Source organism: Paraburkholderia sp. RHO2, assembly GCF_050955445.1.
GTDB lineage: Bacteria > Actinomycetota > Actinomycetes > Mycobacteriales > Mycobacteriaceae > Prescottella > Prescottella agglutinans_A.
On record NZ_CP162617.1, the window covers coordinates 1,916,757 to 1,940,681 of the forward strand.

The 23,925-nt window shown below is 68.1% G+C and carries 23 protein-coding genes; 15 read left to right on the forward strand and 8 right to left on the reverse strand.

The window, feature by feature from the left end; all coding sequences use genetic code 11:
* Nucleotides 1–6 precede the first annotated feature (6 nt).
* Nucleotides 7–846 carry a shikimate 5-dehydrogenase gene (locus tag ABTV10_RS08880; protein ID WP_499034077.1) on the reverse strand — a complete coding sequence of 280 codons (840 nt, stop codon included), beginning with the start codon at nucleotides 844–846 and terminating at the stop codon, nucleotides 7–9.
* A 68-nt stretch (nucleotides 847–914) separates the two neighbouring features.
* Nucleotides 915–1,955, reverse strand: coding sequence for an ABC transporter substrate-binding protein (locus ABTV10_RS08885; protein ID WP_499034078.1), 1,041 nt, complete (start codon nucleotides 1,953–1,955; stop codon nucleotides 915–917).
* 452 nt (nucleotides 1,956–2,407) lie between these two features.
* On the opposite strand from ABTV10_RS08885, the gene ABTV10_RS08890 reads away from it, so the two are divergent.
* The 5 genes from ABTV10_RS08890 to ABTV10_RS08910 all read left to right on the forward strand — a co-directional run bounded on the left by ABTV10_RS08890 (nucleotide 2,408) and on the right by ABTV10_RS08910 (nucleotide 7,628).
* A complete protein-coding gene (locus ABTV10_RS08890) occupies nucleotides 2,408–3,505 on the forward strand; it encodes an AraC family transcriptional regulator (RefSeq protein WP_499034079.1) in 1,098 nt (365 codons plus the stop codon).
* Nucleotides 3,506–3,743: 238 nt separating this feature from the next.
* Entirely contained in the window at nucleotides 3,744–4,799 is a 1,056-nt protein-coding gene (locus ABTV10_RS08895) for a beta-keto acid cleavage family enzyme (RefSeq protein ID WP_433610569.1), read from the forward strand.
* A 92-nt stretch (nucleotides 4,800–4,891) separates the two neighbouring features.
* Nucleotides 4,892–5,917, forward strand: coding sequence for an ABC transporter substrate-binding protein (locus ABTV10_RS08900; RefSeq protein ID WP_499034082.1), 1,026 nt, complete (start codon nucleotides 4,892–4,894; stop codon nucleotides 5,915–5,917).
* Nucleotides 5,914–6,819 (forward strand): ABC transporter permease, encoded by a 906-nt coding sequence (locus ABTV10_RS08905; RefSeq protein WP_433611730.1) that lies wholly within the window; start codon nucleotides 5,914–5,916, stop codon nucleotides 6,817–6,819. The genes ABTV10_RS08900 and ABTV10_RS08905 overlap by 4 nt, the downstream gene beginning before the upstream one ends.
* Entirely contained in the window at nucleotides 6,816–7,628 is an 813-nt protein-coding gene (locus tag ABTV10_RS08910; RefSeq protein ID WP_499034084.1) for an ABC transporter ATP-binding protein, read from the forward strand. The genes ABTV10_RS08905 and ABTV10_RS08910 overlap by 4 nt, the downstream gene beginning before the upstream one ends.
* 135 nt (nucleotides 7,629–7,763) lie before the next feature.
* On the opposite strand, the gene ABTV10_RS08915 is transcribed toward ABTV10_RS08910, so the two are convergent.
* From ABTV10_RS08915 to ABTV10_RS08925, 3 genes are read right to left on the reverse strand one after another with little or no spacing between them, the layout of a single operon-like run.
* Entirely contained in the window at nucleotides 7,764–8,408 is a 645-nt protein-coding gene (locus tag ABTV10_RS08915) for an NAD(P)-dependent oxidoreductase (RefSeq protein WP_499034087.1), read from the reverse strand.
* Nucleotides 8,405–9,226, reverse strand: a complete 822-nt coding sequence (locus ABTV10_RS08920) for an SGNH/GDSL hydrolase family protein (RefSeq protein ID WP_499034088.1) — start codon at nucleotides 9,224–9,226, stop codon at nucleotides 8,405–8,407. Before ABTV10_RS08920 ends, ABTV10_RS08915 begins: the two co-directional genes overlap by 4 nt.
* A 28-nt stretch (nucleotides 9,227–9,254) precedes the next feature.
* Nucleotides 9,255–10,013, reverse strand: coding sequence for an SDR family NAD(P)-dependent oxidoreductase (locus tag ABTV10_RS08925; RefSeq protein ID WP_499034089.1), 759 nt, complete (start codon nucleotides 10,011–10,013; stop codon nucleotides 9,255–9,257).
* 46 nt (nucleotides 10,014–10,059) lie between these two features.
* On the opposite strand from ABTV10_RS08925, the gene ABTV10_RS08930 reads away from it, so the two are divergent.
* The gene (locus ABTV10_RS08930) at nucleotides 10,060–10,551 is read left to right on the forward strand and encodes a MarR family winged helix-turn-helix transcriptional regulator (protein ID WP_499034091.1); all 492 of its coding nucleotides are present in this window, start codon (nucleotides 10,060–10,062) and stop codon (nucleotides 10,549–10,551) included.
* Between the two features lie 13 nt (nucleotides 10,552–10,564).
* Here the strand turns inward: ABTV10_RS08930 and ABTV10_RS08935 are convergent, their stop codons facing one another.
* Nucleotides 10,565–10,882, reverse strand: coding sequence for a hypothetical protein (locus ABTV10_RS08935; protein ID WP_433611742.1), 318 nt, complete (start codon nucleotides 10,880–10,882; stop codon nucleotides 10,565–10,567).
* Nucleotides 10,883–10,970: 88 nt separating this feature from the next.
* Between ABTV10_RS08935 and ABTV10_RS08940 the strand changes: the two genes are divergently transcribed.
* The 4 genes from ABTV10_RS08940 (at nucleotide 10,971) to ABTV10_RS08955 (ending at nucleotide 15,412) form a co-directional block, all read left to right on the forward strand.
* Entirely contained in the window at nucleotides 10,971–13,787 is a 2,817-nt protein-coding gene (locus ABTV10_RS08940; protein ID WP_499034093.1) for a DEAD/DEAH box helicase, read from the forward strand.
* Nucleotides 13,784–14,590, forward strand: a complete 807-nt coding sequence (locus tag ABTV10_RS08945; protein WP_499034095.1) for an SWIM zinc finger family protein — start codon at nucleotides 13,784–13,786, stop codon at nucleotides 14,588–14,590. Before ABTV10_RS08940 ends, ABTV10_RS08945 begins: the two co-directional genes overlap by 4 nt.
* A 31-nt stretch (nucleotides 14,591–14,621) precedes the next feature.
* Nucleotides 14,622–14,834: a hypothetical protein gene (locus ABTV10_RS08950; protein ID WP_499034096.1), complete on the forward strand. Its 213-nt coding sequence runs from the start codon at nucleotides 14,622–14,624 to the stop codon at nucleotides 14,832–14,834.
* 80 nt (nucleotides 14,835–14,914) lie between these two features.
* Entirely contained in the window at nucleotides 14,915–15,412 is a 498-nt protein-coding gene (locus ABTV10_RS08955) for an SRPBCC family protein (protein ID WP_499034098.1), read from the forward strand.
* A 56-nt stretch (nucleotides 15,413–15,468) separates the two neighbouring features.
* Here ABTV10_RS08955 and ABTV10_RS08960 read toward each other — a convergent pair whose 3' ends face one another.
* On the reverse strand, nucleotides 15,469–15,834 hold the full coding sequence (locus ABTV10_RS08960; RefSeq protein ID WP_499034100.1) for a nuclear transport factor 2 family protein: 366 nt from the start codon (nucleotides 15,832–15,834) through the stop codon (nucleotides 15,469–15,471).
* 127 nt (nucleotides 15,835–15,961) lie between these two features.
* Here ABTV10_RS08960 and ABTV10_RS08965 point away from each other — a divergent pair, with 127 nt between their 5' ends.
* From ABTV10_RS08965 to ABTV10_RS08975, 3 genes are all read left to right on the forward strand, one after another.
* Nucleotides 15,962–16,735 carry a helix-turn-helix domain-containing protein gene (locus ABTV10_RS08965; RefSeq protein ID WP_499034103.1) on the forward strand — a complete coding sequence of 258 codons (774 nt, stop codon included), beginning with the start codon at nucleotides 15,962–15,964 and terminating at the stop codon, nucleotides 16,733–16,735.
* A gap of 74 nt (nucleotides 16,736–16,809) precedes the next feature.
* Nucleotides 16,810–18,138, forward strand: coding sequence for an alpha/beta fold hydrolase (locus ABTV10_RS08970; RefSeq protein ID WP_499034106.1), 1,329 nt, complete (start codon nucleotides 16,810–16,812; stop codon nucleotides 18,136–18,138).
* A gap of 124 nt (nucleotides 18,139–18,262) precedes the next feature.
* Nucleotides 18,263–19,255 carry a linear amide C-N hydrolase gene (locus ABTV10_RS08975; RefSeq protein WP_499035153.1) on the forward strand — a complete coding sequence of 331 codons (993 nt, stop codon included), beginning with the start codon at nucleotides 18,263–18,265 and terminating at the stop codon, nucleotides 19,253–19,255.
* Between the two features lie 15 nt (nucleotides 19,256–19,270).
* On the opposite strand, the gene ABTV10_RS08980 is transcribed toward ABTV10_RS08975, so the two are convergent.
* Nucleotides 19,271–20,947, reverse strand: a complete 1,677-nt coding sequence (locus ABTV10_RS08980) for a sulfatase family protein (protein ID WP_499034107.1) — start codon at nucleotides 20,945–20,947, stop codon at nucleotides 19,271–19,273.
* 215 nt (nucleotides 20,948–21,162) lie between these two features.
* Between ABTV10_RS08980 and ABTV10_RS08985 the strand changes: the two genes are divergently transcribed.
* Both ABTV10_RS08985 and ABTV10_RS08990 read left to right on the forward strand, forming a co-directional pair.
* The gene (locus ABTV10_RS08985) at nucleotides 21,163–22,671 is read left to right on the forward strand and encodes a CoA-acylating methylmalonate-semialdehyde dehydrogenase (RefSeq protein ID WP_433611759.1); all 1,509 of its coding nucleotides are present in this window, start codon (nucleotides 21,163–21,165) and stop codon (nucleotides 22,669–22,671) included.
* Nucleotides 22,672–22,776: 105 nt separating this feature from the next.
* A complete protein-coding gene (locus ABTV10_RS08990; RefSeq protein ID WP_433611761.1) occupies nucleotides 22,777–23,922 on the forward strand; it encodes an acyl-CoA dehydrogenase family protein in 1,146 nt (381 codons plus the stop codon).
* Nucleotides 23,923–23,925: the final 3 nt, after the last annotated feature.

A 23,925-nucleotide genomic window follows, 5' to 3' on the forward strand; every position in this document is an offset into this window, starting at 1 on the left:
GGGTTCCTAGGACCTCGAGAACTCCGACGCCCGCCGGATCTGGTCGTCGCTCGGCCGCACACCCGTGTACAGCGTGAACTGTTCGGCGGCCTGCAACGCGATCACCTCGGCGCCGGTGATGACGGTCTTGCCGTGAGCGGTCGCGGCGCGGATCAGTGGGGTGTCGGGCGGCACCGCGACCACGTCGAACACCGCCTCGGCCGCGTGGACAGCGTCCTCGGGGAACGGCAACGCGGCGGCCGTGTCGATGTCGGGGCCGCCCGCCATGCCGATCGGGGTGGCGTTGACGAGGAGCTGGGGGTGCGCGTCGCCGAGGTCGGGCTGCCACTCGAAGCCGTAGGTCTGGGCCAGCTCCGGGCCCACCTCGTGGTTGCGCGCGACGACGGTGACGGTGCGGAAACCGCTGTCCCGCAGCGCAGCGACCACAGCCTTCGCCATGCCGCCGCTGCCCGCCACCGCGACGGTGAGGTCGGGGCTCAGCTGCGCGCGGTGCAGGAGATCGGCGACCGCCTGGTAGTCGGTGTTGTACGCGTGCAGTTCACCGTCCTCGTTGACGATCGTGTTCACCGAGTCGATCGCCGACGCCGACGGATGCACCACGTCGACGTGCTCGATGCACGCCTCCTTGAACGGCATCGACACCCCGCACCCGCGGATGCCGAGGGCCCGGATGCCGGCGATCGCCGCCGGCAGATCGGTGGTGGTGAACGCCTTGTAGACGAAGTCGAGGCCGAGTTCGTCGTACAGGTAGTTGTGGAAGCGGGTACCGATGTTGCTGGGCCGGCCCGACAGCGACATGCACAGTCGGGTGTCCTTGGTGACGGCTCCGGTGATCGTGCGGTTCACCCGTCCACGCTAACCGGCGTCCGCCGCTCGTGTCGGCGAGTCGTCGCCGACACGAGCGGACGTCTTACCTATCGGGGATCGCCGCCCGCGCACGGCGCATAGGTCGAGTCGGCGAAGTTCGGCACCGACGGTGCAGGTGACGCGACCAGGGGTGCCTGCGCTGCCCACGCGTCGGCCTGAATCGTCGGCTCGAGGAAGGCGTTCTTCAACGTGGCCCAGGACTTCGCGCCTCCGGCGGGGGTGTCCCCGATCAGCTCGGCGAGCCACTTGCCCATCGCCTCGTCGTTCCGCGGGTCTCGCGAGAAGTCGTAGGCATCCCAGATGGCGCGGCAGTAGCTCATGATGTCGTTGGGCCGTTGTTCGACCGCGTCGCACGAGGTCGTGTAGTACGCCTGGACCAGCGGCGAGAGGGCGTTGCCGTCCCGGCCGACGATGTCGGTCACGCGGACGACCTCCGACGGGGGAAGCTGCTGCTCCATCGTGGGGCCGTAGTAGAGCGCGTCGACCTGCTTGGCCTTGAACGCCTGGATCGCAGTCGCGGGGGCACCCACGGCCACGAACGTGACGTCCTTCGCCGGGTCCATACCCGCTGCGCTGAGCAGCGCCGAGATCCACAGCTCGGTGCCGGATCCGCGGGCGATCACCCCGATGGTCTTGCCCTTCAGGCTGTGCATGGTGGTGTTGGGATCGGCGGGGTCACCCGTGATCTCCGTACCTGGCTGCGCGACGACCTCCAGCGTGTTGCCGACGGTGCCGCCCATGGCCTTGACACAGGCGCCTTTGTCGATCGCCGGCCACATCAGCGCGGGCACCATGGTGTCTACCGCGATGTCGTTGGAGATCAGCGCGGTCGCGAGGCTGTTGGCGTTGTCCATGGTGACCAGTTCGACGTTGACCCCGCGCTTGTCGAAGAATCCCTCGTTCTCGGCGACGTAGGTCATCAGGTCGGCGGGCACACCGCGCGACAACCCGACCTTCAGCACGGCGCCCTCGCCGTCGGCCCCGGAGCTGGCTGCATTGCTACTGCTGCAGGCTGCGAGCGAGAGTGCGGTGCCCGCTGCGGCGAGGAGGGCGAGCGCGTTGCGCGTCCAAATACGTTGACGATTCATTACTTCCTCATATCTGTGTACGGCCCACCGGGTGGGAATCGTCGGATGTGCGTAGTGATGCGCGTGCTCGCGCAGGGCGGTTGTTCGCCGTCGGCCTGGATCAGTCTTCGGACTGTCGCGTCCGGCGCGCGGTCATCTCCTCCATCAGGATGGGGAGGTCCACTCGGGTCCGTACAGCCCGTCCAAGCCCTCGTTCCAGCCGCCCTCGGCCCTCATGCGTTCGACAACCGGGTACGCGCTGTCCGTGCGAGTCATGGTGTCCTCCTGTCGGCCGGAGTCGGCCGGGTCTGCTGTGTGCCGGAATCGGCGAAGTGGATCAGATGGGCTGGTGCCGTGGCAGGTTCGCGGCCTCAGACGGCTGTCGAGTGACGTAGGTCACGGTAGCGTGCGGCTCGGGCCAAAACTTGACGGTCCGGGTCGCGAAACTTGACGATTGGGGCTAGCTTTCTCGGATGCTGATGCTCCGGAGTGCTGTTCTGAACGGCTATGTCGAGGTGGCGGAGTCGGTGGGCTTGAACCCGCATCCGCTGATGCGGGTCGTCGGGATCGACCCGGGCGCCTTCGCCGCCACCACCGGGTGGATCTCGGCGCACTCGGTGGATCGCCTCCTGGAGATCTCCGCGGCTCAGTCGGGCTGCGCGGATTTCGGCATCAGGATGTCGGTCGACCGCGGACTGTCCACCCTCGGACCGGTAGGGCTCGTCGCCCGGGAGGAGCCCGACGTCCGCAGCGCGTTGGGCATCGTCCTACGGCATCTGAACCTGCACAACGAGGCCATCAGCCTGAGCCTGGCCGAGACCAGGGGCCTGGCCACCTTTCATGTGCAGTCCGCCCCCGGCATCACCCTGGGCCGCCAGTCCATCGAGCTGGTGGTCGCGTCCGTCTTTCGGATCCTCGCGGACCTCCTGCCCGAGGGCTGGCGGCCGGTGGCCACCTATTTCGCGCACGAGGCGCCTCCGAACGTCGAGAGGCACCACCAGGTCTTCGATACGACAGTGGCATTCGGCCGCGAGATCGACGGGATCATCGTTCCGTCCAGCGACCTCGACACGCCGAACCCGCTGTCCAATCCGTTGTTGCGCCCGTTCGTTCAGGAGTACCTCGAGCTGTTGGCGCCGGCCACCGGCACGTCGATGTCGTTCCAGGTTCGCGACCTGATTGCCACGCTCCTGCCCACCGAGAGCTGCTCGGCCGCGCGGATCGCTCGCAGCTTGGGCATGGACCGGCGCACGCTGCATCGGCATCTGGCGATGTCGGGCGAATCGTATTCCTCGATCCTCGACGCCGTGCGAAGGGAGCACGCCCAACTCGCGATCGAGCGGGGGGACTGCTCGTTCACCGAACTCGCCGCGGAGTTGGGGTTCTCGGAGCTGAGCGCCTTCTCGAGGTGGTTCCGGCAGCGATTCGGTGTAAGTCCACGAGCCTGGACGAAACGGTTCGCATCCGATACCACGGCGGTGCGGAGCGGGCGGAGGCCGCCGTCGAAAGCGCATGTTCCGCTTGGGCGTTCGGCCCCGAAGCCCGCGTCCGATGCGAGAACGTCCGCCTGATCGTCGTCGGCGTCGACGGCTCGATCCCCTGGCTACTGCGAGGAAAAGTCTCTCCCAATTAGTCAAGTATTGCGACCCAAACCGTCAAGTTTGAGTTCGCGCCTCACGCTAACGTGATCTGCGTCACCCGGTAGCTGCGAGTGGTGCCGTCCCCGTTGTCGATCGACGCGACGGCATACCGCGCGGTGGCCCAGTCCGTGTCCTGACTGGCGCCTCTTTCCATGAACGGAGATCTGCAATGCATTTCCACGACGATGCACTCTTCCCTGAGAACCAGGACAAGCTCGTTATCACCGTCGCGCCGTACGGTCCGGAGTGGGCGGTGGAGGACTTCCCGGAGGATCTGCCGCTGACGATGGACGAGCACGTCCAGCAGGCGGTGGACTGCTTCGAGGCGGGCGCGACGGTGCTGCACATCCACGTCCGTGAGGAGGACGGCAAGGGCTCCAAGCGGCTGTCGAAGTTCAACGAGCTCCTCGGCCGGCTGCGTGAGGCGGTGCCGGAGATGATCCTGCAGGTCGGTGGATCGATTTCGTTCGCGCCGGAAGGTGACGGCGCGGACGCGAAGTGGTTGCCGGACAACGTGCGTCACATGCTCGCCGAGCTGGATCCGAAGCCGGACCAGGTCACGATCGCGATCAACACCAGCCAGATGAACATCATGGAGCTGATGACGCCGGGCGATATCAAGGGCACGTCGCTGGAGAACGCCGAGCTGGCGCACACCTACCGTGAGATGACGGTGCCGGCCGGCCCGGAGTGGGTCGAGGAGCACCTGCGCCGGTTGCAGGCCGCCGGCATCCAGCCGCACTTCCAGCTGTCGAGCATTCCGCAGCTCGAGACGGTGGAGCGGTTGATCCGTCGGGGCGTGTATACCGGTCCGCTGAACCTGACGTGGGTGGCGATCGGTGGTGGCTTCGACGGCCCGAACCCGTACAACATGATGCAGTTCATCAACCGGGTTCCGGACGGTGCCTGCCTGACCCTCGAGACGCTGATGCGCAGCGTGTTGCCGGTCAACACGATGGCGATCGCGATGGGTCTGCACCCGCGTTGCGGTAACGAGGACAACCTGTGGGCGCCGAGTGGCGAGGTGAAGATCACCTCGGCCGAGCAGGTTCGTCAGCTGGTGCGGGTCGCGAAGGAGCTCGGCCGTGAGGTCGCCACGGCGAAGGAGGCCCGCGACATCTACAAGATCGGTACCACCTACAAGGATGCCGACGAGACCCTCGCCCAGCTCGGTTACGCCCCGAACCGTCGCCCCGGCCAGGTCGGCTTCACCCAGCACGCCTGACGATCCGCCGGCGGAAGCCCGGCCGTCGTCGACGCAGGACGCGGCATACACCCGCCTGCTTCCACCAAACCTGAGCAACCAGAGGACTTTTCATGACCACAATCCGCACGCGCGCGGTCAAGACGGTTGCGATCGCCGCAACCGCCGTCGGCGCGGTCACGTTGGCAGCATGCGGTGGGGACACCTCGGCCGCAGAGGGCTCCGTGATGAAGGTCGGCATCACCCAGGGTGTGCCCGGCGACCTGATGGCGGTCGTCGCCGAGAACGAGGGCTTCTTCGACAAGCGGGGGGTCGACGTCGAGTTGATGCCGCCGTCGCTGACCACTGCCCAGTCCGCCGCCGTCATCTCCAACGACCTCACGGTCGGCACCATGGTGCCCGGCACGCTGTGGCCGGCGATCGACAAGGGCGCGTGTGTGAAGGCGCTCGGCTCGACCCTGGGCAACACGCTGGAGGTCATCGCGCAGCCCGGCACCGAGATCAAGGGCGACCCCACCGATCCTGACACCACGATGCAGAGCCTGAAGGGCAAGACCATCGGTGTCACGTCCCGTGGGTCCGGCATGGAGCTGTGGATCACGGAGTTGCTGAACGAGGCGGGCCTCGACCCGGCAAAGGACGTCACGTTCGTGGCCGTCGGCGCGCCCGCCACCGCGATCCAGGCGTTCAAGGCCAAGCAGGTGGACGCCATGTACTACGGCCCCACGATGGAGGAGCAACTGCCGCCGTCGGAGGTCGTCCCCGTGACCGACATCATCGGCCGGGACGGCAACGCGCTCTCGCCGCTCGTGCAGGGCTACCCGTCCGCGTCGTGCAGCACGATCGAGCAGCGCCCCGACGACGTGCTCAACTACTGCAAGGCCATGTGGGATGCCTACGACTTCTCGCAGGATCCGCAGAACGCGGCGACCATGGCCAAGTGGCTCGGTGGCCTGGTCGGCGTCACACCCGAGGCCGCGCCCGCGCTCTGGGAGTCCATCAAGGGCGTGTACATGCCCTTCACCATCACCGAGGAGTCGTGGAAGGCGCAGGCGCCGCTGGCCGGTTCGCCTGCACCCGAGGCACCGAACTTCGCCGACACCGTGTACCAGCCTTGCGCAGGAGGTGATCCCCGATGAGTGTCATGCCCGCTCAGGTTGCCCGATCCGAGACACTCGCTCCGAACGCGGCCGTGGGCGGCACGCGTGCCGCCGGCAAGGTGAAGAAACAGAAGAAGAACAAGGTTGTCGTCGGCGCCACCGGTGCCAAGGCGAAGCTGTCGGGTGCGTCGCTGCTGGCGGTGCAGCTGGGTCTGTTGGTGGCACTGCTCGGACTGTGGCAGTTGACCTACAACTACGCCGGTAGCAACAAGCTCGTGGTCTCGAACCCGCAGCTGGTGTGGAAGGCGTTCGTGGCCTGGCAGGACAAGGGCACCTTCTGGCCGGACCTGTGGTCGACGGTGTCGGCGGCGTTGATCGCGCTGGTCGCCAGCGCGGTGATCGGCATCGCTCTGGGCATCGGACTGGCGCTGTCGCCGAGCGTGGAGGCGGTGGTCTCCCCGTTCCTCGACGCGATCAACGCCATGCCCCGCATCGCGCTGGCACCGGTGTTCGTGATCTATTTCGGCATCGGCTCGACGTCGAAGATCGTGCTGGCCTTCACGCTGGTGGTGTTCATCATCACCATCAACACCCGTGCGGGTGTCGCCAGCGCCGACCCGGAGTTGCTGCGGCTGTCGGTGGTCATGGGCGCGAACAAGTGGCAGCGCTTCTACAAGGTGCTGCTGCCGGTGGCGGTTCCCTCGATCTTCGCGGGCCTGCGACTGGGTCTGATCTACTCGCTGCTCGGCGTGGTCGGCGCGGAGCTGATCGCATCGACCGCCGGCCTGGGCCAGCAGATCTCCGCGTCCTCGGCCGCGTTCGACCTGGGCACCGTGTATGCGGCGCTGATCGTGCTGGCGATCATCGCGGCGGCGTTCAACGCGGCGTCGGGCCGCATCGAGAAGGCAATTCTCCGTTGGCAACCCCCTCAGGACTCATGATGATGCATTCGACCGTGACGACGACGGGCGCCGCCGGCGCCGACACCATCGAGGATCCGGCCTTCGAGATCCGCTCCGCGACACTGGATTACACCCCGCCGGGGGCGACCACGTACTCGGGTGTGCGCGATCTGTCGCTCACCGGCAAGCGTGGCGAGCTCCTGGTGCTGGTCGGACACAGCGGCTGCGGCAAGACCACCGCGCTGAACCTGATGGGTGGACTGATCCAGCCGACCACCGGTTCGGTGTCGGTGCTCGGCACCAGCCCGGCACAGGCGCGCTCGCAGATGGGCTACATGTTCGCCCGCGACGCGCTCTACCCGTGGCGGACCGCGCTGCGCAACGTCGAGCTGGGCATGGAGATCGCCCACGTCGACAAGGCCGAGCGGCGCGAACGAGCGATGGACATGTTGCGCAGGGTCGGTCTCGAGTCGGCGGCCGACCGCTACCCCTGGCAGCTGTCCCAGGGCATGCGCCAGCGGGTCGCCCTGGCCCGGACGTGGGTGATGAAGCCCGCCCTGATCCTGATGGACGAGCCGTTCTCCGCCCTCGACGCGCAGACTCGCGACGTCGTGCGCGACGAATTCCTCAACGTGTGGAGTCAGGAACGGCAGACCGTCGTGTTCGTCACCCACGATCTGGGCGAGGCGCTGCTGATCGCCGACCGCGTCGTCGCGATGCGCGAAGGCCAGGTGGTGATCGACACGAAGGTCGAACTCGACCGGCCCCGCGACACCGTTGACATCGAGAGCTCCGCCGAGTACCGGGAGATGCTCGCCGAACTCCGCGAAGCACTGAACAAGCACTGACCTCACAGCACTTCCGAGGCACCGAGCGAGGGCCGGCCCAGGCGATGGGCCGGCCCTCGCCGTGTGCGCGTCGACGGCCGTGAGGTCAGCGGTGCGCCGGGCGGCACCGAACTCGGCGTCAGGAGCGCGGGATCGTCAGCGGCCTCCGGAGATTTCCACAGTCGCTTTCCATGTCGAGCGATCACCGATTGCAGAGAGCATGTAGTGAGCCAGGTCGGCGCGGGTGATGGTTCCGGCGTCGGGCAGCCGGGCGTCGACAGCGGTGCGGTAGCTGCCGGTGGGAGGCTTGTCCGTGAGCATGGGCGCTCGAATGACCGTCCATTCGGCCTCCTGGGTACGCAACGACGCCTCCATCCGTCTCATGTCCGCGTACCCGTGCCGGTACAGTCGCTGGACGACGAGACGAGTGACGATCTTCTGCAGGACGGGCGTGTCCGGGGAGATGTCGAGTCCGGCCGAGGACAGGCAGAGGAGTCGGCGTGACGGACTCGGGCCCATCGCGGCCAGCACGTTGAGGGTTCCTTCGGAATAGACCGTCGTCGGGCGTTTTCGGTCGGTGCTTCCCAGGCAGGAGAGCACCGTGTCGTGTTCGGCGGCGGCGTCCTGCCAGGCGCCGGCCTCGAGAACATCACCCGCGACGATCCTCAGCGTGGAGCTTTCCGGATGGGCGATCTTCTCGGGGCGGCGGGCGATCACCGTGACGTCGTGTCCGGCAGAGACGGCCTGGGTGAGTACCTCGGCTCCGGTTCCACCGGTCGCACCGAGCAGCAGAAGTTTCATCGCAGACCACCTTCGGAGAGTGCTTCCAGAACCCGGGCCGCCAGCGCCTCTTGGCTCGCGATGCCGAGGTGCAGGCCGTCCTCGGTGGAGGCATGAGGACCGGAGGCAGCGGGCGTGCTGTCGACGACGAGGCCGGGCAGGTCGGCGATCGCGGCCGCGAGCGAGGCGAGATCGGCGTTCGTCCACGTGATTCCGGCGCTGCGGAAAAACGGGAAGGCAGCGACCTGTGTTTCGTCGACCGGCGTCGGGGTCACCCAAACCCAGCGCGCGTTGTCACCCGGGAAGGCTTGGGCGCGCAGTGCGGTCAGGTTTCGTAGTGTCTCCTGTCGGGTCACCAGCGGGGGTCCGTCAGCGGCGCCCAAACGTCGGGAGTCGTTGCCGCCCAGCATGCAGAACATCCAGTCCGCGCTCTGTCCCCGGATCGCAGGCACCGCGGCGAGCATCTGCGTGCTCGTGGCACCGGCGACCGCAAGATTGGTGAAGCGCAGCTCGAGATCGGGCCGCTGTGTGTCGAGTGTTGCGCGCATTATCTCGAACCAGGAAAGTCGGTCGGCGGTGGTGCTCTCGCCGATAGCCACGATGCGCGCGCCGTGTTCGAACGGCAGCTTCTCGATGTGTGCGCTGACCTGGGGGTCGGCTGCGAGTCGGGCTGCCGCCTCGGTTCGCTGGATGTCGAGGGCCTCGAGGACCGCGCGGTACTGGTCCTCGTCGGTGCCGAAAATGCCTGAGAGCGTGGGTACATTCAGGTTCTGGGCGTAGGGAAGCACGCGCTCGGGCCGCTGAAATCGGATGAGTTTCTCGAGCATCGGGTTGATCATTTCCAGTCCCTTCGGTTGAGCGTCGTGGTCACAGAGTCATTCCTCCGGTGACGTCGAGAGTCGTCCCGGTGATCCACGACGCGCGGTCACTGACGAGAAACGCGATCGCTGCGGCGACGTCCACCGGCTGTCCGATCCGACCGAGAGGTACACGGGCGGCAATAGCGTCGAGCTGTGGTGAAGGTATGCGCTTGTTCAACGCGGCGGTCTCGATGATGGAAGGCGCCACACAGTTGGCCCGGACAGCCGACGCTGCGTACTCCTTCGCGATGTGCTCCGTCAGCATGACCACGCCTGCTTTCGCGGCAGCGTAGGCCGCGTTTGCCTGCGAAGGTCGACGACCGGCACTCGACGCGACGGTCACAATTCGCCCTCCGCCCCGCTTCACCATCCCGGGGAGCACTGCACGAATGGTGAGGAACACCGACGTCAGGTCTGTGTCGATCACACTTCTCCATCGATCGGGACCGAGGGCCGCGGTCGGAACAGGTGCCCCGGCGCCGCCGGCAAGCGTGACGAGCACGTCGATCGGCCCGAGTCGCTGTGCCACGTCGGCGACGACCTCCGCGAGATGGTCGCCGTCACTCACATCTCCGACATAGCCGGCACCGGCGACGCCCGCTGCCCGCGCTTCGGCGACGAGCGCGTCGAGAACCGCGGGGGTACGCCCGTGAACCGCGACGTGGGCACCCATTCGTGCGAGAGTCCGCGCGACCTCGGCGCCGATCGAGCCCGAGGCGCCGGTGACGAGAGCAACGTGACCGGACAGGGATTGAGTATCTGTCATGAATCATTCATAGCAGTGAATGATTATGTTTCGCTAGCATTATGCGGTGTCCGAACACGCGCAAATGCCTCAACAGCATCGAATCGCGCCATTCGTCAGCTTCCTGCTCTCCCAAGTGGGAGCCTTCGCCGCCGCGCGCTTTGCGGAGCGGCTGGAAGATCTGGCCCTGCAGCCCAGCGATGTCGGGATTCTGAGACTCATCGCCGCCGAGCCGGGTCTCAGCCAGCAGGCCCTCGCGGACAGGCTCAACGTCGCCCCCAGTCGGGTCGTCGTCTTGATCGACGGGCTGGAGAACAAGGGCCTGGTCGCTCGTGAGCGGAGCACGCGTGACCGGCGAATCTACGAACTTCAACTCACAGGCGACGGGCGCGCGGTGATGGGTCGGATGCGCGAGGTCGGTGCCGCACATGAAGCCGACATGGCAAAAGCGCTGACGGACGACGAACGAGAGACCCTCGCGATCTTGCTGAACAAGATCGCCGCGAGCCATGGGCTCACCTCCAACGTGCATCCCGGGTACCGCGCAGCCCGCGAATGAGCGGGGGTCCGGGTCAGGAGTGTGGGAACTTCGCGGCGTGGATCGAACCGGCGTCGACGCCGTCGTGGCCGATGAGCCACGAGCCGCCGTTCTGTCGGCACTCGGCGATCTTCCCGAAGATGCTCAGGAGGAAGTAGATCGCCTCCTCGGGGGAACCGGTGGTGGCCAGTCGATGCGATTCGCCGTGTTTGGTGACGTCGAGCCACACCCCGGCCTGTCCGTCGAGGCGCATCGCGACAATGTGATCGGTGTCGACGAACGCGACCTTGCGCTGCTGCCACGGTGTGTTGGGCGAGTACACCTGTTCGAAGACTTGAATCATGATCGGCATGACCGGCTCCAGTTTCGTCTGGGCTCAGTATGGCCTGGTAGCGGGGTGAATTCCAGGCATGTCGGTGCGGGCTGGTTGGATGGATCGCATGCTGCACGGGCTCTGGTCGCCGGGCGCGGGCCTCTTGCTGTGGCGAGGCCCGGAGTCCGAGCTGCCCGATCTGCCGGAGCCGCTCGGCCGGGTGCTGCGCCGCCGCTTCCGTCGCCACCACACCGTGCAGGTCCCGGGTCCGGTCGGGACGGCGCCGCAGCGGGTACCGGTGCTGGCGCTTGCGCCCGCCGAGGCCGCCGACGTCCTGCTCGCCGTCCCAGACGACGCCCCGCAGGTCTCGGGTGATCTGCGGTATCTGGCGCACGTCGCGCGTGGCGTCGAACGGTGGGCGCGCGCCGGTCGCGTCGTGCCCGAGCTGTACCGCGCGGAGGGCCACTGGTGGCCGCGGTGGCGGCTGCTGGGCGGCGAACGCCAGCGGGCGTGGCTGGCGGAGTTGTCGGCGGCCATGCCGTCCGTGCAGCGGTGCGAGGGCAGCCCGCGCGAGATCCTCGACGACTTCGTCGGCGAACTGACCGACGCGGTGGTCCGGGACCTGCTCGGCGATCGGGACTCGGAGCATCCGCTGCTGCGTTCGCTGCTGCGCGGCGAGCCGTACGAGGGCGGCAACCACCGGATGGCCAGCGGCCTCGACGCGTGGCGCGGCAGCCTCACGGCCGACGAGCCCGAGTTGGTGCTGCGGCTGCTCGAGCCCGAGGCGGAGGCTGTAGAGGACGGCGACGAGGCCGACCTCGCCGACGACGCGCTGTGGCGCCTGCAGGTCTGTCTGCGACCGGAAGGGGAGGCGCCGACCCCGGTCCTGTTGCACCGCACCGAGGCCCGCCTCCTCGAGATCGGTGTCCGCAAGCTGGGGGCGGCCGTCGCGGCGTATCCGCGGCTGCGGGACCTGCCGACCGACCCGGACAGCCTCGACCTGCTGCTGCCGACGGCCGTCGTGACCGACCTGGTGCTGCACGGTGCGCGGGCGCTGCAGCACGCCGGCATCACGCTGCTGCTGCCGCGCGCGTGGGCGGTGGTGTCGCCGTCGCTGCGGGTGCGGGTGTCGTCGCCGCCGGTGCCCGCCGCGGCCGAGGAGCGGGCCGTCGGCATGAACGAGATCGTCGGCTACGAATGGGAACTCGCGCTCGGCGACATCGTCCTCACCCCCGACGAGCTGACCCGGCTGGCCGGCACCCAGAGCGACCTGGTGCGGCTGCGCGGACAGTGGGTGCAGGCCGACGCCACCGTCCTCGCGCAGGCGGCCCGCTATGTGACGCAGCGCAGTTCGGGGGAGGGTGGGACGCTCGGTGGCCTGCTCGGACAACTGACGGAGGCGGAACGGCCGCCGGTACCGGTCGAGGAACTGCATGCCACCGGGTGGGTGGGCACCCTGCTCGACGGCACGCTCGAGCCGGCGCAGGTGCCCAAGCCCGCCGGGCTGAACGCCGAGTTGCGGCACTACCAGCAGCGGGGCCTGGACTGGCTGGCGTTCATGAGCGAGACGGGGCTCGGTGCGGTCCTGGCCGACGACATGGGTCTCGGCAAGACGCTGCAGTTGCTGGCGCTCCTCGCGCACGAGCGCTCCGACACGCCGACCCTGCTGGTGTGTCCGATGTCGGTGGTGGGCAACTGGCAGCGCGAGGCCGCGAGATTCGTGCCCGACCTGCGCGTCCACGTCCACCACGGAGCCGACCGCCGTCGCGGCGAGGACCTGGCGGTCGCCGTCCGCTCCAGCGACCTGTTCATCACGACGTACTCGCTGCTTGCCCGCGACGCTGCGGCGCTGGCGGATCAGGCGTGGCGTCGGGTGGTGCTGGACGAGGCGCAGCACATCAAGAACTCCGCGACCGCGCAGGCCCGCGCCGCCCGGGCGATCCCGGCCGACCACCGCATCGCCCTCACCGGAACACCGGTGGAGAACCGGCTCGATGAACTGCGGTCGATCCTCGACTTCGTCAACCGCGGAATGCTCGGCAGCCCACAGGCTTTCCGCGCCCGATTCGCGGTGCCGATCGAGCGGGAGCAGGACGAGGCGGCGGTGACGCGACTGCGGGCGGTGACGTCGCCGTTCATCCTGCGCCGTGTCAAGACCGACCCCACCGTCATCTCCGATCTGCCGGAGAAGCAGGAGATGACGGTGCGGGCCAACCTGACCGTCGAGCAGGCCGCGCTGTACCGCGCCGTGGTCGACGACATGCTGAAGAAGATCAAGGACACCGAGGGCATGCAGCGCAAGGGCGCGGTGCTCTCGGCGCTCACCCGGCTCAAGCAGGTGTGCAACCACCCCGCGCACTTCCTCGGCGACGGGTCCGGGGTGCTGCGGCGCGGGCGGCACCGGTCCGGCAAGCTCGGCCTGGTCGAGGACATCCTCGACTCGGTGACCGCCGACGGGGAACGCGCGCTGCTGTTCACGCAGTTCCGGGAGTTCGGCGACCTCGTGGAGCCGTACCTGGCCGAGCGGTTCGGGGTGGACGTTCCGTTCCTGCACGGCGGTGTCCCCAAGGCGCGCCGGGACCGGATGGTCGAGCGGTTCCAGGGCGACGACGGTCCGCCGATCATGCTGCTTTCCCTCAAGGCCGGCGGTACCGGCCTGAACCTGACCGCCGCCAATCACGTTGTGCACCTGGACCGGTGGTGGAATCCGGCGGTGGAGAATCAGGCCACCGACCGCGCCTTCCGGATCGGGCAGCGGCGCGACGTCCAGGTCCGCAAGCTGGTGTGTGTGGGCACGCTCGAGGAACGGATCGACGCGATGATCTCGAACAAGCAGGAGCTCGCGGATCTCGCGATCGGCACCGGCGAGAAGTGGATCACCGAGATGAGTGCCGATCAATTGCACGACCTGTTGATCCTCGGCGACGAGGCGGTCGGCGAATGAGCCCGCAGCGCGGTCGCCCGGACTTCAGCGCCTTCGGCAAGCGCAGGCCGGTGGTCGGCGGCGTCGAATCGGTCTCCAAGCGAGGCGCATTCGCGCGCGGTTGGTGGGGGCGCGCGTTGATCGAGTCGCTCGAGAAGGTCGGCGACACCGGCCGGCTCAGCCGCGGCCGCACCTACGCCCGCGGCGGTCAGGTGGTCGCGCTGGACATCGCGGCCGGACGGGTGACCGGCGAGGTGCAGGGCAGCCAGATCGCACCGTTCACCGCGGTGCTGACGCTGCGCACGCTCGACGAGGAGCACACCGCCGAACTGGTCGAGACGATCCGGTCGACACCCGGCACCCTCGCCGCGCTCGCCGCCGGGTCGGTGCCCCAGGAACTGGCGCCGATGCTGCTGCCCGACGGCGGACGCGAACTCGACTTCGACTGCACCTGCCCCGATCCGGGGTGGCCCTGCAAGCACGTCGCCGCCGTCGCGTACCTGCTGGCCGAGCGTGTCGACCGCGAGCCCCTGACGATGCTCACGGTGCGGGGCCTCGACCTGGACACGTTGATGCGGGCGGTCGGCGGCGAGGACGAGGAGCCGAGCCCCGCCTCCGGCGGCGACGACCACTTCGGTGACAACGTCCGCTACGAGGCCCTGCCCGCGATCGAATTCTCCGCCGCCCCGGATGATCTGGACGCGACGCTGCTCCGCGCTGTGCTCCGTGCGGGTGTGGAGGACGAGTCGGATGTCGTCGCGGCCCTGCGCGACCTCGACGAGTGCTATCGGGCCCTGGGGAGTGGATTCCGGCGGCGACGTTAACGAGTGGTGGCATCGGCCGGATATACCTGGCATGAACAGGATCAGAGCTGCCGCCGTCGTCGTGTCCGTGGGTGTCTTGTTCCTCGTGAGCGGCGGAATCGCGAATGCGAATCCGCCGGGTCCGAATCCCCTGGGAAGCCTGCCGGAACCGCTGTGGCCGCTCGCCGCGGTGGTCGGCCAGTTCTTCGTCGATGTGTGGAACTTCTTCTCCGGCATCGGGAACCTGATCATGTTCGGTTCGTGACCGCGTGGGGTGACGCGGCGTGCCGGAGCATGGGCGTAGCGTCACCTCCGAACCGCGAACCCGAAACCTGAAGGAGCCCCATGCGTCTGCGCGATACTCCCACCGTCGAGGTTGTCGAACGCCTGGCCTGCACGCCTGAGCAGGCGTGGGCACTGGTCACCGACATCGAACTGCCCACCCGCGCCGACGGCGAACTGCAGCGGGTCGAGTGGCTGGACGGGGCGATTGGTGTCGCCGTCGGCGCCCGGTTCCGCGGGCACAATGCGAGCCCGCAGGTGGGGGAGTGGCACACGGAGTCGGAGATCGCCGAGGTCGAGGACGGTCGCCGTTGGGTGTGGTGCGTGGGTTCGGTGGCGGACCCGATCGCGACGTGGGGCTTCGAGGTGGAGTCCGACGGCGACGGCACCATCGTTCGGCAGTGGGCCAAGGCCGGCACCGGACGTTCCCCGCTCTCCGATTTCATCGACCAGCATCCGGACAAGGAGGGTGCGATCGTCGCCCACCGGATGGGCGTGTGGCGGGACGGCATGGCGGCCAACCTTGCGATGCTCACGCAGGTCGTCGGCTCTCACGTCTGACGTATCCCGCGCCCCCGCTGCCGAGTGACGGTCGGCAGCGGGTTCCGGCGTCGGGGTCAGGCAGTGGGCACCTTGTCGAGAAACCCGAGAACCGTGCGCACCTTCCCGGCGGGGTCTCGTTCGAGGACGTCGAAACCGATCGCGAGGGGTTCGGCGTCGGCGGGCCCGAGAGCCCACGTGAACCGGGCCTGGTCGTGGTGGGCGTCGATGGCGCCGACGAGTTCGAAGCGCATCCCGTCGAACTGTTGCTGCACCGATCCGATGAGGGCGCTCACCGCGGCGGGTCCCTCGGCGCTGCCGATCGGGTCGACGTAGCGTCCGTCGCGGGCCCACAGGTCCGCGACGAGCGCGGCACGCTTGTCGGTGTCCGTCTCGTTCCAGGTGCCCAGGTAGCGCTCGATCAGTGCCTCGAAGTCGTTCATGGTGAACCCCTTTCGTATCGGCCGTCGGATTCGGCCGCTGCGAACGAGCCTGGCGCCGGCGGTGGTGGTCGGTCGATTACCTCGGAGGTAATGGGGCTCGTTACCGTGACCGCTTAGGGTCGACGGCATGACGCGGTCGCAGGTAGCGGTGGGGGACCTGATCCGGCAGTGGCGTGGTCGACGCCGGATGACCCAACTCGATCTGGCCAATCGGGCCGAGGTGTCGGCGCGGCACGTGAGTTTTCTCGAGACGGGGCGCGCGAAGCCGACCCGGTCGATGCTGCTTCGCCTCGGCGAACATCTCGACATCCCGCTGCGGGGCCGCAACGCGATGCTGCTGGCGGCCGGGTTCGCGCCCGAGTATCCAGAACACGTGCTGTCGGACGTGCCGATGGCCGTGGTCGCCGACGCGATCGCCGCCATCCTCACCGCGCATGCGCCGATGCCCGCGGTGGTGGTGGACCGGCACTGGAACCTCGTCGACTCGAACGACGCGGTGGCCCTGCTGACCGAGGGCGCCGCCGCCTGGCTGCTCGAGCCGCCGGTCAACGTCCTGCGGCTGAGCCTGCACCCGGAGGGTATGGCGCCGCGCATCACCAACCTCGCGCAGTGGCGGGCCCACGTGCTGCACCGGCTCGACCATCAGGCCGACGTCACGGGCGACCCGGAATTGCGTCGGCTCCGCGCCGAACTCGCCGACTATCCGGGCGGAGTGGACGCCGCGGAGCCCGGCCCGGCCCTCGTCGTCCCGCTGCGCATCGCGGTGGGGGACCGCGAGCTGGCGTTCCTCAGCACGACCACGGTGTTCGGGACACCCCTCGACGTCGCGGTCTCCGAACTCGCGATCGAATCGTTCTTCCCCGCCGACCTCGCCACATCGGAGTACCTGACGGCGCGGTGACACGGCGCCGAGCAGTGCCGCCACCGCGGCCTCTACCGTGGAGCCCGGCGTGTGATCGGCACAGGAGGAATCGCGTGAGGCTTCGGTGGGCGGCGGCACTGCTCGGCGCGGTCACCGTTGCTGCGGCGACGCTGTCCGGTTGCGGCAGGTCGGGTGGCGGCGGCCCCGTTCCCGTCGCATGGGAACCGTGCACGGATCTCGCCGCGTACGTCAACGATCTCGGTACCCCGTCGGGCGTTGTCGATCGCCTGCAGTGCGCGTCGGTGGACGTCCCGCTGGACTACACCGACCCCGACGGCCGCACGGTCGAACTCGCGCTCAGCCGCGTCGTCGGCACGGATCCGTCGGCGCCGACGACGTTCGTCAATCCCGGCGGTCCGGGGGTGGAGGGTCGCAGCATGGCGGCGACCGTGGCATCCGATCTCGGGCTCGGCGGCACCGTCGTCGGCATCGACCTGCGCGGGATCGGCTCCTCGACCAGCGTCACCTGCACCGAACCCGACGTCCCCGACTCGCGCGACGACGCGACCGTGACGGCGTACGCCGATGCGATCGCCGCCGCCAACCGCGACTGCATCGACGCCGACCCCGACTTCGTCGAGAGCCTGACCACCGCGAACGCGGCCCGCGACCTCGATCGGGTGCGGCAGGCGCTCGGCCTGGACACCGTCGACTACCTCGGTGTCTCGTGGGGCACGGTCCTCGGCGCCGAGTTGCAATCCCGGTTCCCCGACCACCTGCACCGGGTGGTGCTCGACAGCATGGACTACACGGGCACGTCCGCGGTCGAGGCGTTGCGCACCCTCGCGGCCGCAGATCCGGACGTCCCACCGGAGGCCCTGCCCGAGCCCCCCGACGTCGGGTTGGTCGGCGTCGGAGGCCCGGCACCGGACGATCCCGAGATTCCGCCGGGTTCTCCTCCGGCACCCGACGACAACGACGCCCCGGTCGACCCGGCCACCGCGGACTTTCTCGACCGTTCCGTCAACGGGACTGCCGGCACCGCCTACATCTGCAACAGCCTCGACCCGGTCGGCGACACCGCCGCACAGCTGGCCGCGAACGGCGCACTCAACGCCGAGATCGCACGAAACCCGCAGCGGCGCATCGAGTTCCCCGCCGACTCCGGCGTTCCCGGCATCAGCCTGTGTAGCGGTTGGCCCCCGCCGGCGGAGCCGACCGCGGTCGCGAACACCGGCACCGATCTGCTGATCATCGGCCACCGCATCGAGAACGTGACCCCCTACGAGTGGGCGCTCGAAGCGCAGGCGGCGATCGGTGGCCGGCTGCTCACGATCGAGGACGGCGTCCACGGCTCCACCGTGGGTTCGTCGTGCGGCGGTTTGGTCACCGCATTCCTCTACTCCGGTGAACTGAGCGAGAACGACTGCACCCCAATCTGATTACGGGACACGGCGAGGACCGGGAAAGCTGAATCGGCACCCGAGCCGCTGCTAGCATTCTGTCCGATTCACCTCGATGTCTCGTTGACAGATCTGCTCTCTGGAACCGCGAAAGGTGGAGCGAATGTGCACTAGGGTGATGTGGCCCGATGCGGCAGGTTCGGTGCTCGTCGGCCGCAACATGGATTACCACCGTGATACCGGCACCAATCTCTGGTCCCTGCCCCGCGGGATCGAGCGGAACGACGGCGTCGGCGGATCGCTCCGCTGGACCTCGAAGTACGGCAGTGTCGTCGCCGGCGCCTTCGACATGATGTCCGTCGACGGGATCAACGAGGCCGGGCTGTCCGGCCACATTCTCTGGCTCACCGAATCCGAGTACGGAACGTTCGACAAGTCGCGGCCGGCGCTCAGCATGGCGATCTGGCTGCAGTACTTCCTCGATAATTTCGCCACCGTCGCCGAGGCCGTCGCGTGGATCGACGAGACCAAGGTTCAGGTGGTGCCCCTGGGGGATCCGGCCACGGGCGAGGTGCCCGCGGTGCACCTGGCACTCGACGATGCCACCGGCGACTCGGCGATCGTCGAGTACGTCGACGGCGGCGTCGCCCACGTCTGGCACGACCGCAGCTATCGCGTGATGACCAACTCGCCGACCTACGACAAGCAGATCGACATGTTGCGGCAGGTCGACGGTTTCGGCGGTGACAAGCCGCTCCCGGGAACCACGCAGGCATCCGACCGGTTCGCCCGCGCCGCGCACTACGTCGGTCACCTGCCCCAGCCGAAGACCCGGGTGGAAGCCGTTGCGGGGATGTTCAGCGTGATCCGCAATGCGGCCCAGCCGTTCCGAGTACCCGAGCCTGGCAAACCCTACGCGTCGCAGACGATCTGGCAGACGGTGGCCGACCTGACGAATCGGCAGTTCGTCTTCTCGTCGACCACGCGCCCGAACGTCCTGTGGGTGAACCTCGCCGAACTGGACATCAGTGAGGGCGCCTCCGCGCGCAAGCTCGACCTGATCGGCGACACCGCACTGGAGGGCGGGCTCGGCGGCAACGTCACGAGTCGATTCACCGAAACCGCTCCCATGCAGTTCCTCGAACTCGTGCACTGACGCCGGTAGCGACCTCTACGAACCGACCAGCGGACGCGGTGTGAGTCCGCGTTCGGGTGTGGTGCCGCACCTGTCCATGACTTCGAAGAGCGTCTGGTGCATCCGCGCCGCCTGGGCCGGATCGAAGTAGCCGATGTTCAGTGGGTCGGCGCGGTTGTGCAGTTCGAGCGGGTCGGCCTGCAGGTCGTACATCTCGTACTGCGGCGGTGCGACCCCGGCCGGGTCGAAGTACGCCGAGTACTTCCAGCGTCGGTCGCGGACGGTGCGCATGTGGTTGGGCTGTGTGACGATGCGCTGCCCGTTCGGGGTGGCGCAGTTCTGGTCGTCGTAGGTGAAGTGCACGACGTCCTGCACCTCCGCGGTGGGTGCGGTCGGGTTCGCGGCGGCATCGGTGAGGATCGGCGTCAGGTCCACGCCCTTGAAGTCCCACGCCGACCGGTTCGGCACGCCCGCGAGGGTCGCGAGGGTGGGCATGACGTCGATCAGCGATGCGAGCGCTGCGGTGTGCACGGGCCGCGGGAACAGCACCGGATTGCTGATCACCATCGGCACGCGCAGCGTCTCCTCGTACGCGTTGAACACCTTTTGTCGCAGCCCGCCGTGCGACATGCCCATCTCGCCGTGGTCGGACATCCGGATCACGACGGTCGAATCCCGCATGCCGGGCCGGGAGTCGAGGGCGTCGAGCACCGCGCCGATGTGCTCGTCGACCACCTTGTGCATGTACGCGTAGAAGTTCACGTAGTTGCGGGCCGCCTCCCGGCCGGGCAGCGGACCGAGCCCGGCGGCGAGCAGCAGCTGCGACTGGATCTGTGCGGTGGGCTTGAAGTTGAGGGCGAGGTGCTCGTCGTAGGTGGGCGGCAGGTCGATGCCCTGCTCGAAGATGCCGGGCGCGTCGGAACCGTAGTTGTCGCACGTGCCGCCCCTCGCATCCCAGGTCTGCGGATAGGCGAGCACGTCGTGCGGATTGACGAACGAGACGATGAGCGCGAACGGGCGGTCGTCGCGTGGATCCAGGCCGCGGAGGAAGTCGACGGCCTCGGACGCGTAGCGGCTGTCGAGATCGGCGCAGCCGCCGCCGAAGTGGTCGGGGTCGGTGTCCTGGCCGCCCTCGGGTGGAATCCAGCCCTGGAAGCCGTACGCGGCGACGTCCGCGCTCGACGGGTCGCCGCCGTCGGCGCCCTTGCTCATGTGCCACTTGCCGCGGTAGTGCACGTTGTAGCCGGCGGACTCGAGCAGCCTGGCCATGTTCTGGAGGTTCAGCGGCAGGGTGGGCTCGGTGGGGGAGACGGTGCCGCCCTCGGTGAGCGTCGCGGTGACGCCGTGCTGTGCGGGATACAGCCCGGTGAAGAAGGCGCTGCGACTGGGCGAGCACATGGCCGCGTTGCAGAACGCGTTGTCGAACGACAGGCCGGTGTCGGCGAGGCGCGTCCGATGGGGCAGGTTCTGCTCGGCCCAGTTCTGCGGCCAGAACATCGGTGGGCGTTCCTGGTCGGTGATCACGACGACGATGTTGGGTCGACGCGGCAGCTCGCCCGGCCCGGCCGCCCGCGCGGGGTGCGGTGACGCCGACGCGTGCGCGGGCGCTCCCGCCATGCCCGCGACGAGCAGGGCACCGGCGCCGCCCAGGAACGTCCGCCGGGAGAACGGGTGGTCGAGGGTGTCGAGAATCGGTTCGCTCAGGGAGTCCATCGGCAGATCTCCGTCCGGGAAACGATCGCTGAATCCAGGCGCTCGGATCGTCATTCTGTCCGACGATTTCGCCCTCTACCTGCGGTTCGGGCAATTGTCGGGATCACACCCTGGACTTACGTGGACTTCCAACTATAGGATGAGCGAAGAATGCCGGAGGTGACGCACGTCTCCTTCGCGTCTCCGTGACGACCAGCAAAGGACGGGTTCGGACAATGAGCGTTCGAGAGCTCTCCCATTTCATCGGCGGCAAGCGCATCCCCGGAGCGTCGGGCAGGTTCGGGGACGTCTACGACCCCAACACCGGGCGGGTGCAGGCGCGCGTGCCGCTCGCAGACAAGGCCGAGACCGAGGCGATCATCGCCAATGCGGTGGACGCGCAGCGTGAATGGGCCGCCTTCAACCCGCAGAAGCGTGCCCGGGTCCTGATGAAGTTCCTCCAGCTGGTGCAGGAGGAGATGGACTCGCTCGCGCGGCTGCTGTCCTCCGAGCACGGCAAGACCATTCCCGACGCGAAGGGCGACATCCAGCGCGGCCTCGAGGTCATCGAGTTCGCGCTCGGGGCCCCGCACCTGCTCAAGGGCGAGTACACAGAATCCGCCGGCACCGGCATCGACGTGTACTCGATGCGGCAGCCGCTCGGCGTCGTCGCCGGCATCACCCCGTTCAACTTCCCGGCGATGATCCCGCTGTGGAAGGCGGGTCCGGCGCTCGCGGCGGGCAACGCGTTCATCCTCAAGCCGTCCGAGCGTGATCCGTCGGTGCCGCTGCGTATCGCCGAGCTGTTCGTCGAGGCCGGTCTGCCCGCGGGCGTGTTCAACGTGGTCAACGGCGACAAGGAGGTCGTCGACGTGCTGCTCACCGACGACCGGATCAAGGCGGTCGGCTTCGTCGGCTCGACCCCGATCGCGCAGTACATCTACGAGACCGCGGCCGCCCACGGCAAGCGTGCACAGTGCTTCGGTGGCGCCAAGAACCACGCCATCGTGATGCCCGACGCCGACCTCGACGAGGTCGCGGACGCGCTGATCGGCGCCGGCTACGGCTCGGCGGGCGAGCGCTGCATGGCCATCTCGGTCGCCGTGCCGGTCGGCGAGGAGACCGCCGATGCGCTCGTCGCGAAGCTCACCGAGCGGGTTGCCAAGCTGAAGATCGGGCGCAGCGACGACGAGGGCGCCGACTTCGGTCCGCTCGTCAGCAAGGACTCGCTCGACCGGGTGAACAACTACATCCAGATCGGTCTCGACGAGGGCGCCGAGGCCGTCGTCGACGGCCGCGGATTCACCCTCGAGGGCCACGAGGACGGCTTCTTCGCCGGTGCGACGCTGTTCGACAAGGTCACCACTGACATGCGGATCTACAAGGAGGAGATCTTCGGCCCGGTGCTGCTCGTTGCACGTGCCGCGGACTACGAGGAGGCGCTGCGCCTGCCCACGGAGCACGAGTACGGCAACGGCGTCGCGATCTTCACCCGCGACGGTGACACCGCGCGCGACTTCACCAACCGTGTGAACGTCGGCATGGTCGGCGTCAACGTCCCGATCCCCGTGCCGATCGCCTACCACACCTTCGGTGGCTGGAAGCGGTCCGGTTTCGGCGACCTCAACCAGCACGGTCCCGACTCCTTCCGCTTCTACACCAAGACCAAGACGGTCACGCAGCGCTGGCCCTCGGGCACCAAGGAGCACGCGACCAACCACTTCGTCATCCCCACGATGGACTGAGACGGTGCCGGTCGATGAGACCGGTGCAGTGCCAACCACTTCGGGTACCTCCGGTGCCCTGAGAATCCACGAGAACCCCCGACGACCGGATCGAGGACTTCGACAGTGAAAAAGTACGTACCGAGCTGGCACGACGACGAGGTCAGGGCGCTCTCCGAACTCGCGGCCGGATTCTTCGAACGCGAGGTCGTCGCCAACAACGAGAAGTGGGAGGCGCAGCGCCGCATCGATCGCGATGTGTGGCTCACGGCCGGCAAGCTCGGACTGCTCTGCTGCTCGATTCCCGAGGCATACGGTGGTGGCGGCGGCACGTTTGCACACGATCTCGCGGTGTTCGAGGCGCAGGGCCACGCGGGTGACCTCGCGTTCGGGGTCTCGGTGCACAGCGGAATCGTCGCGCACTACATCAACGAGTACGGCACCGAGGAGCAGAAGCAGACCTGGCTTCCCGGCATGGCGTCCGGGGAGATCCTCGGCGCCATCGGAATGACCGAACCGGGCGCGGGCTCCGATCTCAAGGCCATCCGGACGACGGCCGTCCGGGACGGCGACCACTACGTCGTCAACGGTTCGAAGACGTTCATCACCAACGGTTCCTCTGCCGACATGATCGTCCTCGCGGTCAAGACCGATCCCAAGGCCGGCGCCAGGGGAGTGTCTCTGTTGATCGTCGACCTGCGGGACTGCCCCGGATTCTCGGTGGGGCGGGTGCTCGACAAGGTCGGGCAGCATGCCGCGGACACCTCCGAGCTGTCGTTCGTCGATGTGCGGGTTCCTGTCTCGAACCTGTTGGGCGAGGAGGGGCAAGGGTTCGGTCAGCTCGTCGCGCAGCTGGTCCAGGAGCGGTTGATCATCGCGGCCCAGGCGTCGGGTGCGATGAACCGGGCCGTGGAGGAAACCGTCGCGTACGTCAAGTCCCGGCAGGCGTTCGGCCACAGCCTGTTCGAGTTCCAGAACACGGCGTTCGAACTCGCCGAGTGCCAGACGATCGCACGGACGTGCGAGGTGTTCCTCGACCACTGCATCCAGGAACACCTGCGCGGTGACCTCGACGCGGCGGAGGCGGCCATGGCGAAGTACTGGCTCACCGACAAACAGTGCGAGGTCGTCGACCGCTGCGTGCAGCTGCACGGTGGTTACGGGTACATGCGCGAGTACCTCGTTGCCCGCATGTACGAGGACGCGCGGGTGCAGAAGATCTACGCGGGTGCCAACGAGGTCATGAAGGGGATCATTGCGAAATCCCTCTGACGA

Excerpts from the sequence above, each read along its gene's own strand:
- ABTV10_RS08885 (WP_499034078.1), bottom strand. The coding sequence starts at position 1,955 with ATGAATCGTCAACGTATTTGGACGCGCAACGCGCTCGCCCTCCTCGCC.
- ABTV10_RS08890 (WP_499034079.1), top strand. The coding sequence starts at position 2,408 with ATGCTGATGCTCCGGAGTGCTGTTCTGAACGGCTATGTCGAGGTGGCG.
- ABTV10_RS08895 (WP_433610569.1), top strand. The coding sequence starts at position 3,744 with ATGCATTTCCACGACGATGCACTCTTCCCTGAGAACCAGGACAAGCTC.
- ABTV10_RS08900 (WP_499034082.1), top strand. The coding sequence starts at position 4,892 with ATGACCACAATCCGCACGCGCGCGGTCAAGACGGTTGCGATCGCCGCA.
- ABTV10_RS08905 (WP_433611730.1), top strand. The coding sequence starts at position 5,914 with ATGAGTGTCATGCCCGCTCAGGTTGCCCGATCCGAGACACTCGCTCCG.
- ABTV10_RS08910 (WP_499034084.1), top strand. The coding sequence starts at position 6,816 with ATGATGATGCATTCGACCGTGACGACGACGGGCGCCGCCGGCGCCGAC.
- ABTV10_RS08915 (WP_499034087.1), bottom strand. The coding sequence starts at position 8,408 with ATGAAACTTCTGCTGCTCGGTGCGACCGGTGGAACCGGAGCCGAGGTA.
- ABTV10_RS08920 (WP_499034088.1), bottom strand. The coding sequence starts at position 9,226 with ATGATCAACCCGATGCTCGAGAAACTCATCCGATTTCAGCGGCCCGAG.
- ABTV10_RS08925 (WP_499034089.1), bottom strand. The coding sequence starts at position 10,013 with ATGACAGATACTCAATCCCTGTCCGGTCACGTTGCTCTCGTCACCGGC.
- ABTV10_RS08935 (WP_433611742.1), bottom strand. The coding sequence starts at position 10,882 with ATGCCGATCATGATTCAAGTCTTCGAACAGGTGTACTCGCCCAACACA.
- ABTV10_RS08940 (WP_499034093.1), top strand. The coding sequence starts at position 10,971 with ATGCTGCACGGGCTCTGGTCGCCGGGCGCGGGCCTCTTGCTGTGGCGA.
- ABTV10_RS08945 (WP_499034095.1), top strand. The coding sequence starts at position 13,784 with ATGAGCCCGCAGCGCGGTCGCCCGGACTTCAGCGCCTTCGGCAAGCGC.
- ABTV10_RS08950 (WP_499034096.1), top strand. The coding sequence starts at position 14,622 with ATGAACAGGATCAGAGCTGCCGCCGTCGTCGTGTCCGTGGGTGTCTTG.
- ABTV10_RS08955 (WP_499034098.1), top strand. The coding sequence starts at position 14,915 with ATGCGTCTGCGCGATACTCCCACCGTCGAGGTTGTCGAACGCCTGGCC.
- ABTV10_RS08960 (WP_499034100.1), bottom strand. The coding sequence starts at position 15,834 with ATGAACGACTTCGAGGCACTGATCGAGCGCTACCTGGGCACCTGGAAC.
- ABTV10_RS08965 (WP_499034103.1), top strand. The coding sequence starts at position 15,962 with ATGACGCGGTCGCAGGTAGCGGTGGGGGACCTGATCCGGCAGTGGCGT.
- ABTV10_RS08975 (WP_499035153.1), top strand. The coding sequence starts at position 18,263 with ATGTGCACTAGGGTGATGTGGCCCGATGCGGCAGGTTCGGTGCTCGTC.
- ABTV10_RS08980 (WP_499034107.1), bottom strand. The coding sequence starts at position 20,947 with ATGGACTCCCTGAGCGAACCGATTCTCGACACCCTCGACCACCCGTTC.
- ABTV10_RS08985 (WP_433611759.1), top strand. The coding sequence starts at position 21,163 with ATGAGCGTTCGAGAGCTCTCCCATTTCATCGGCGGCAAGCGCATCCCC.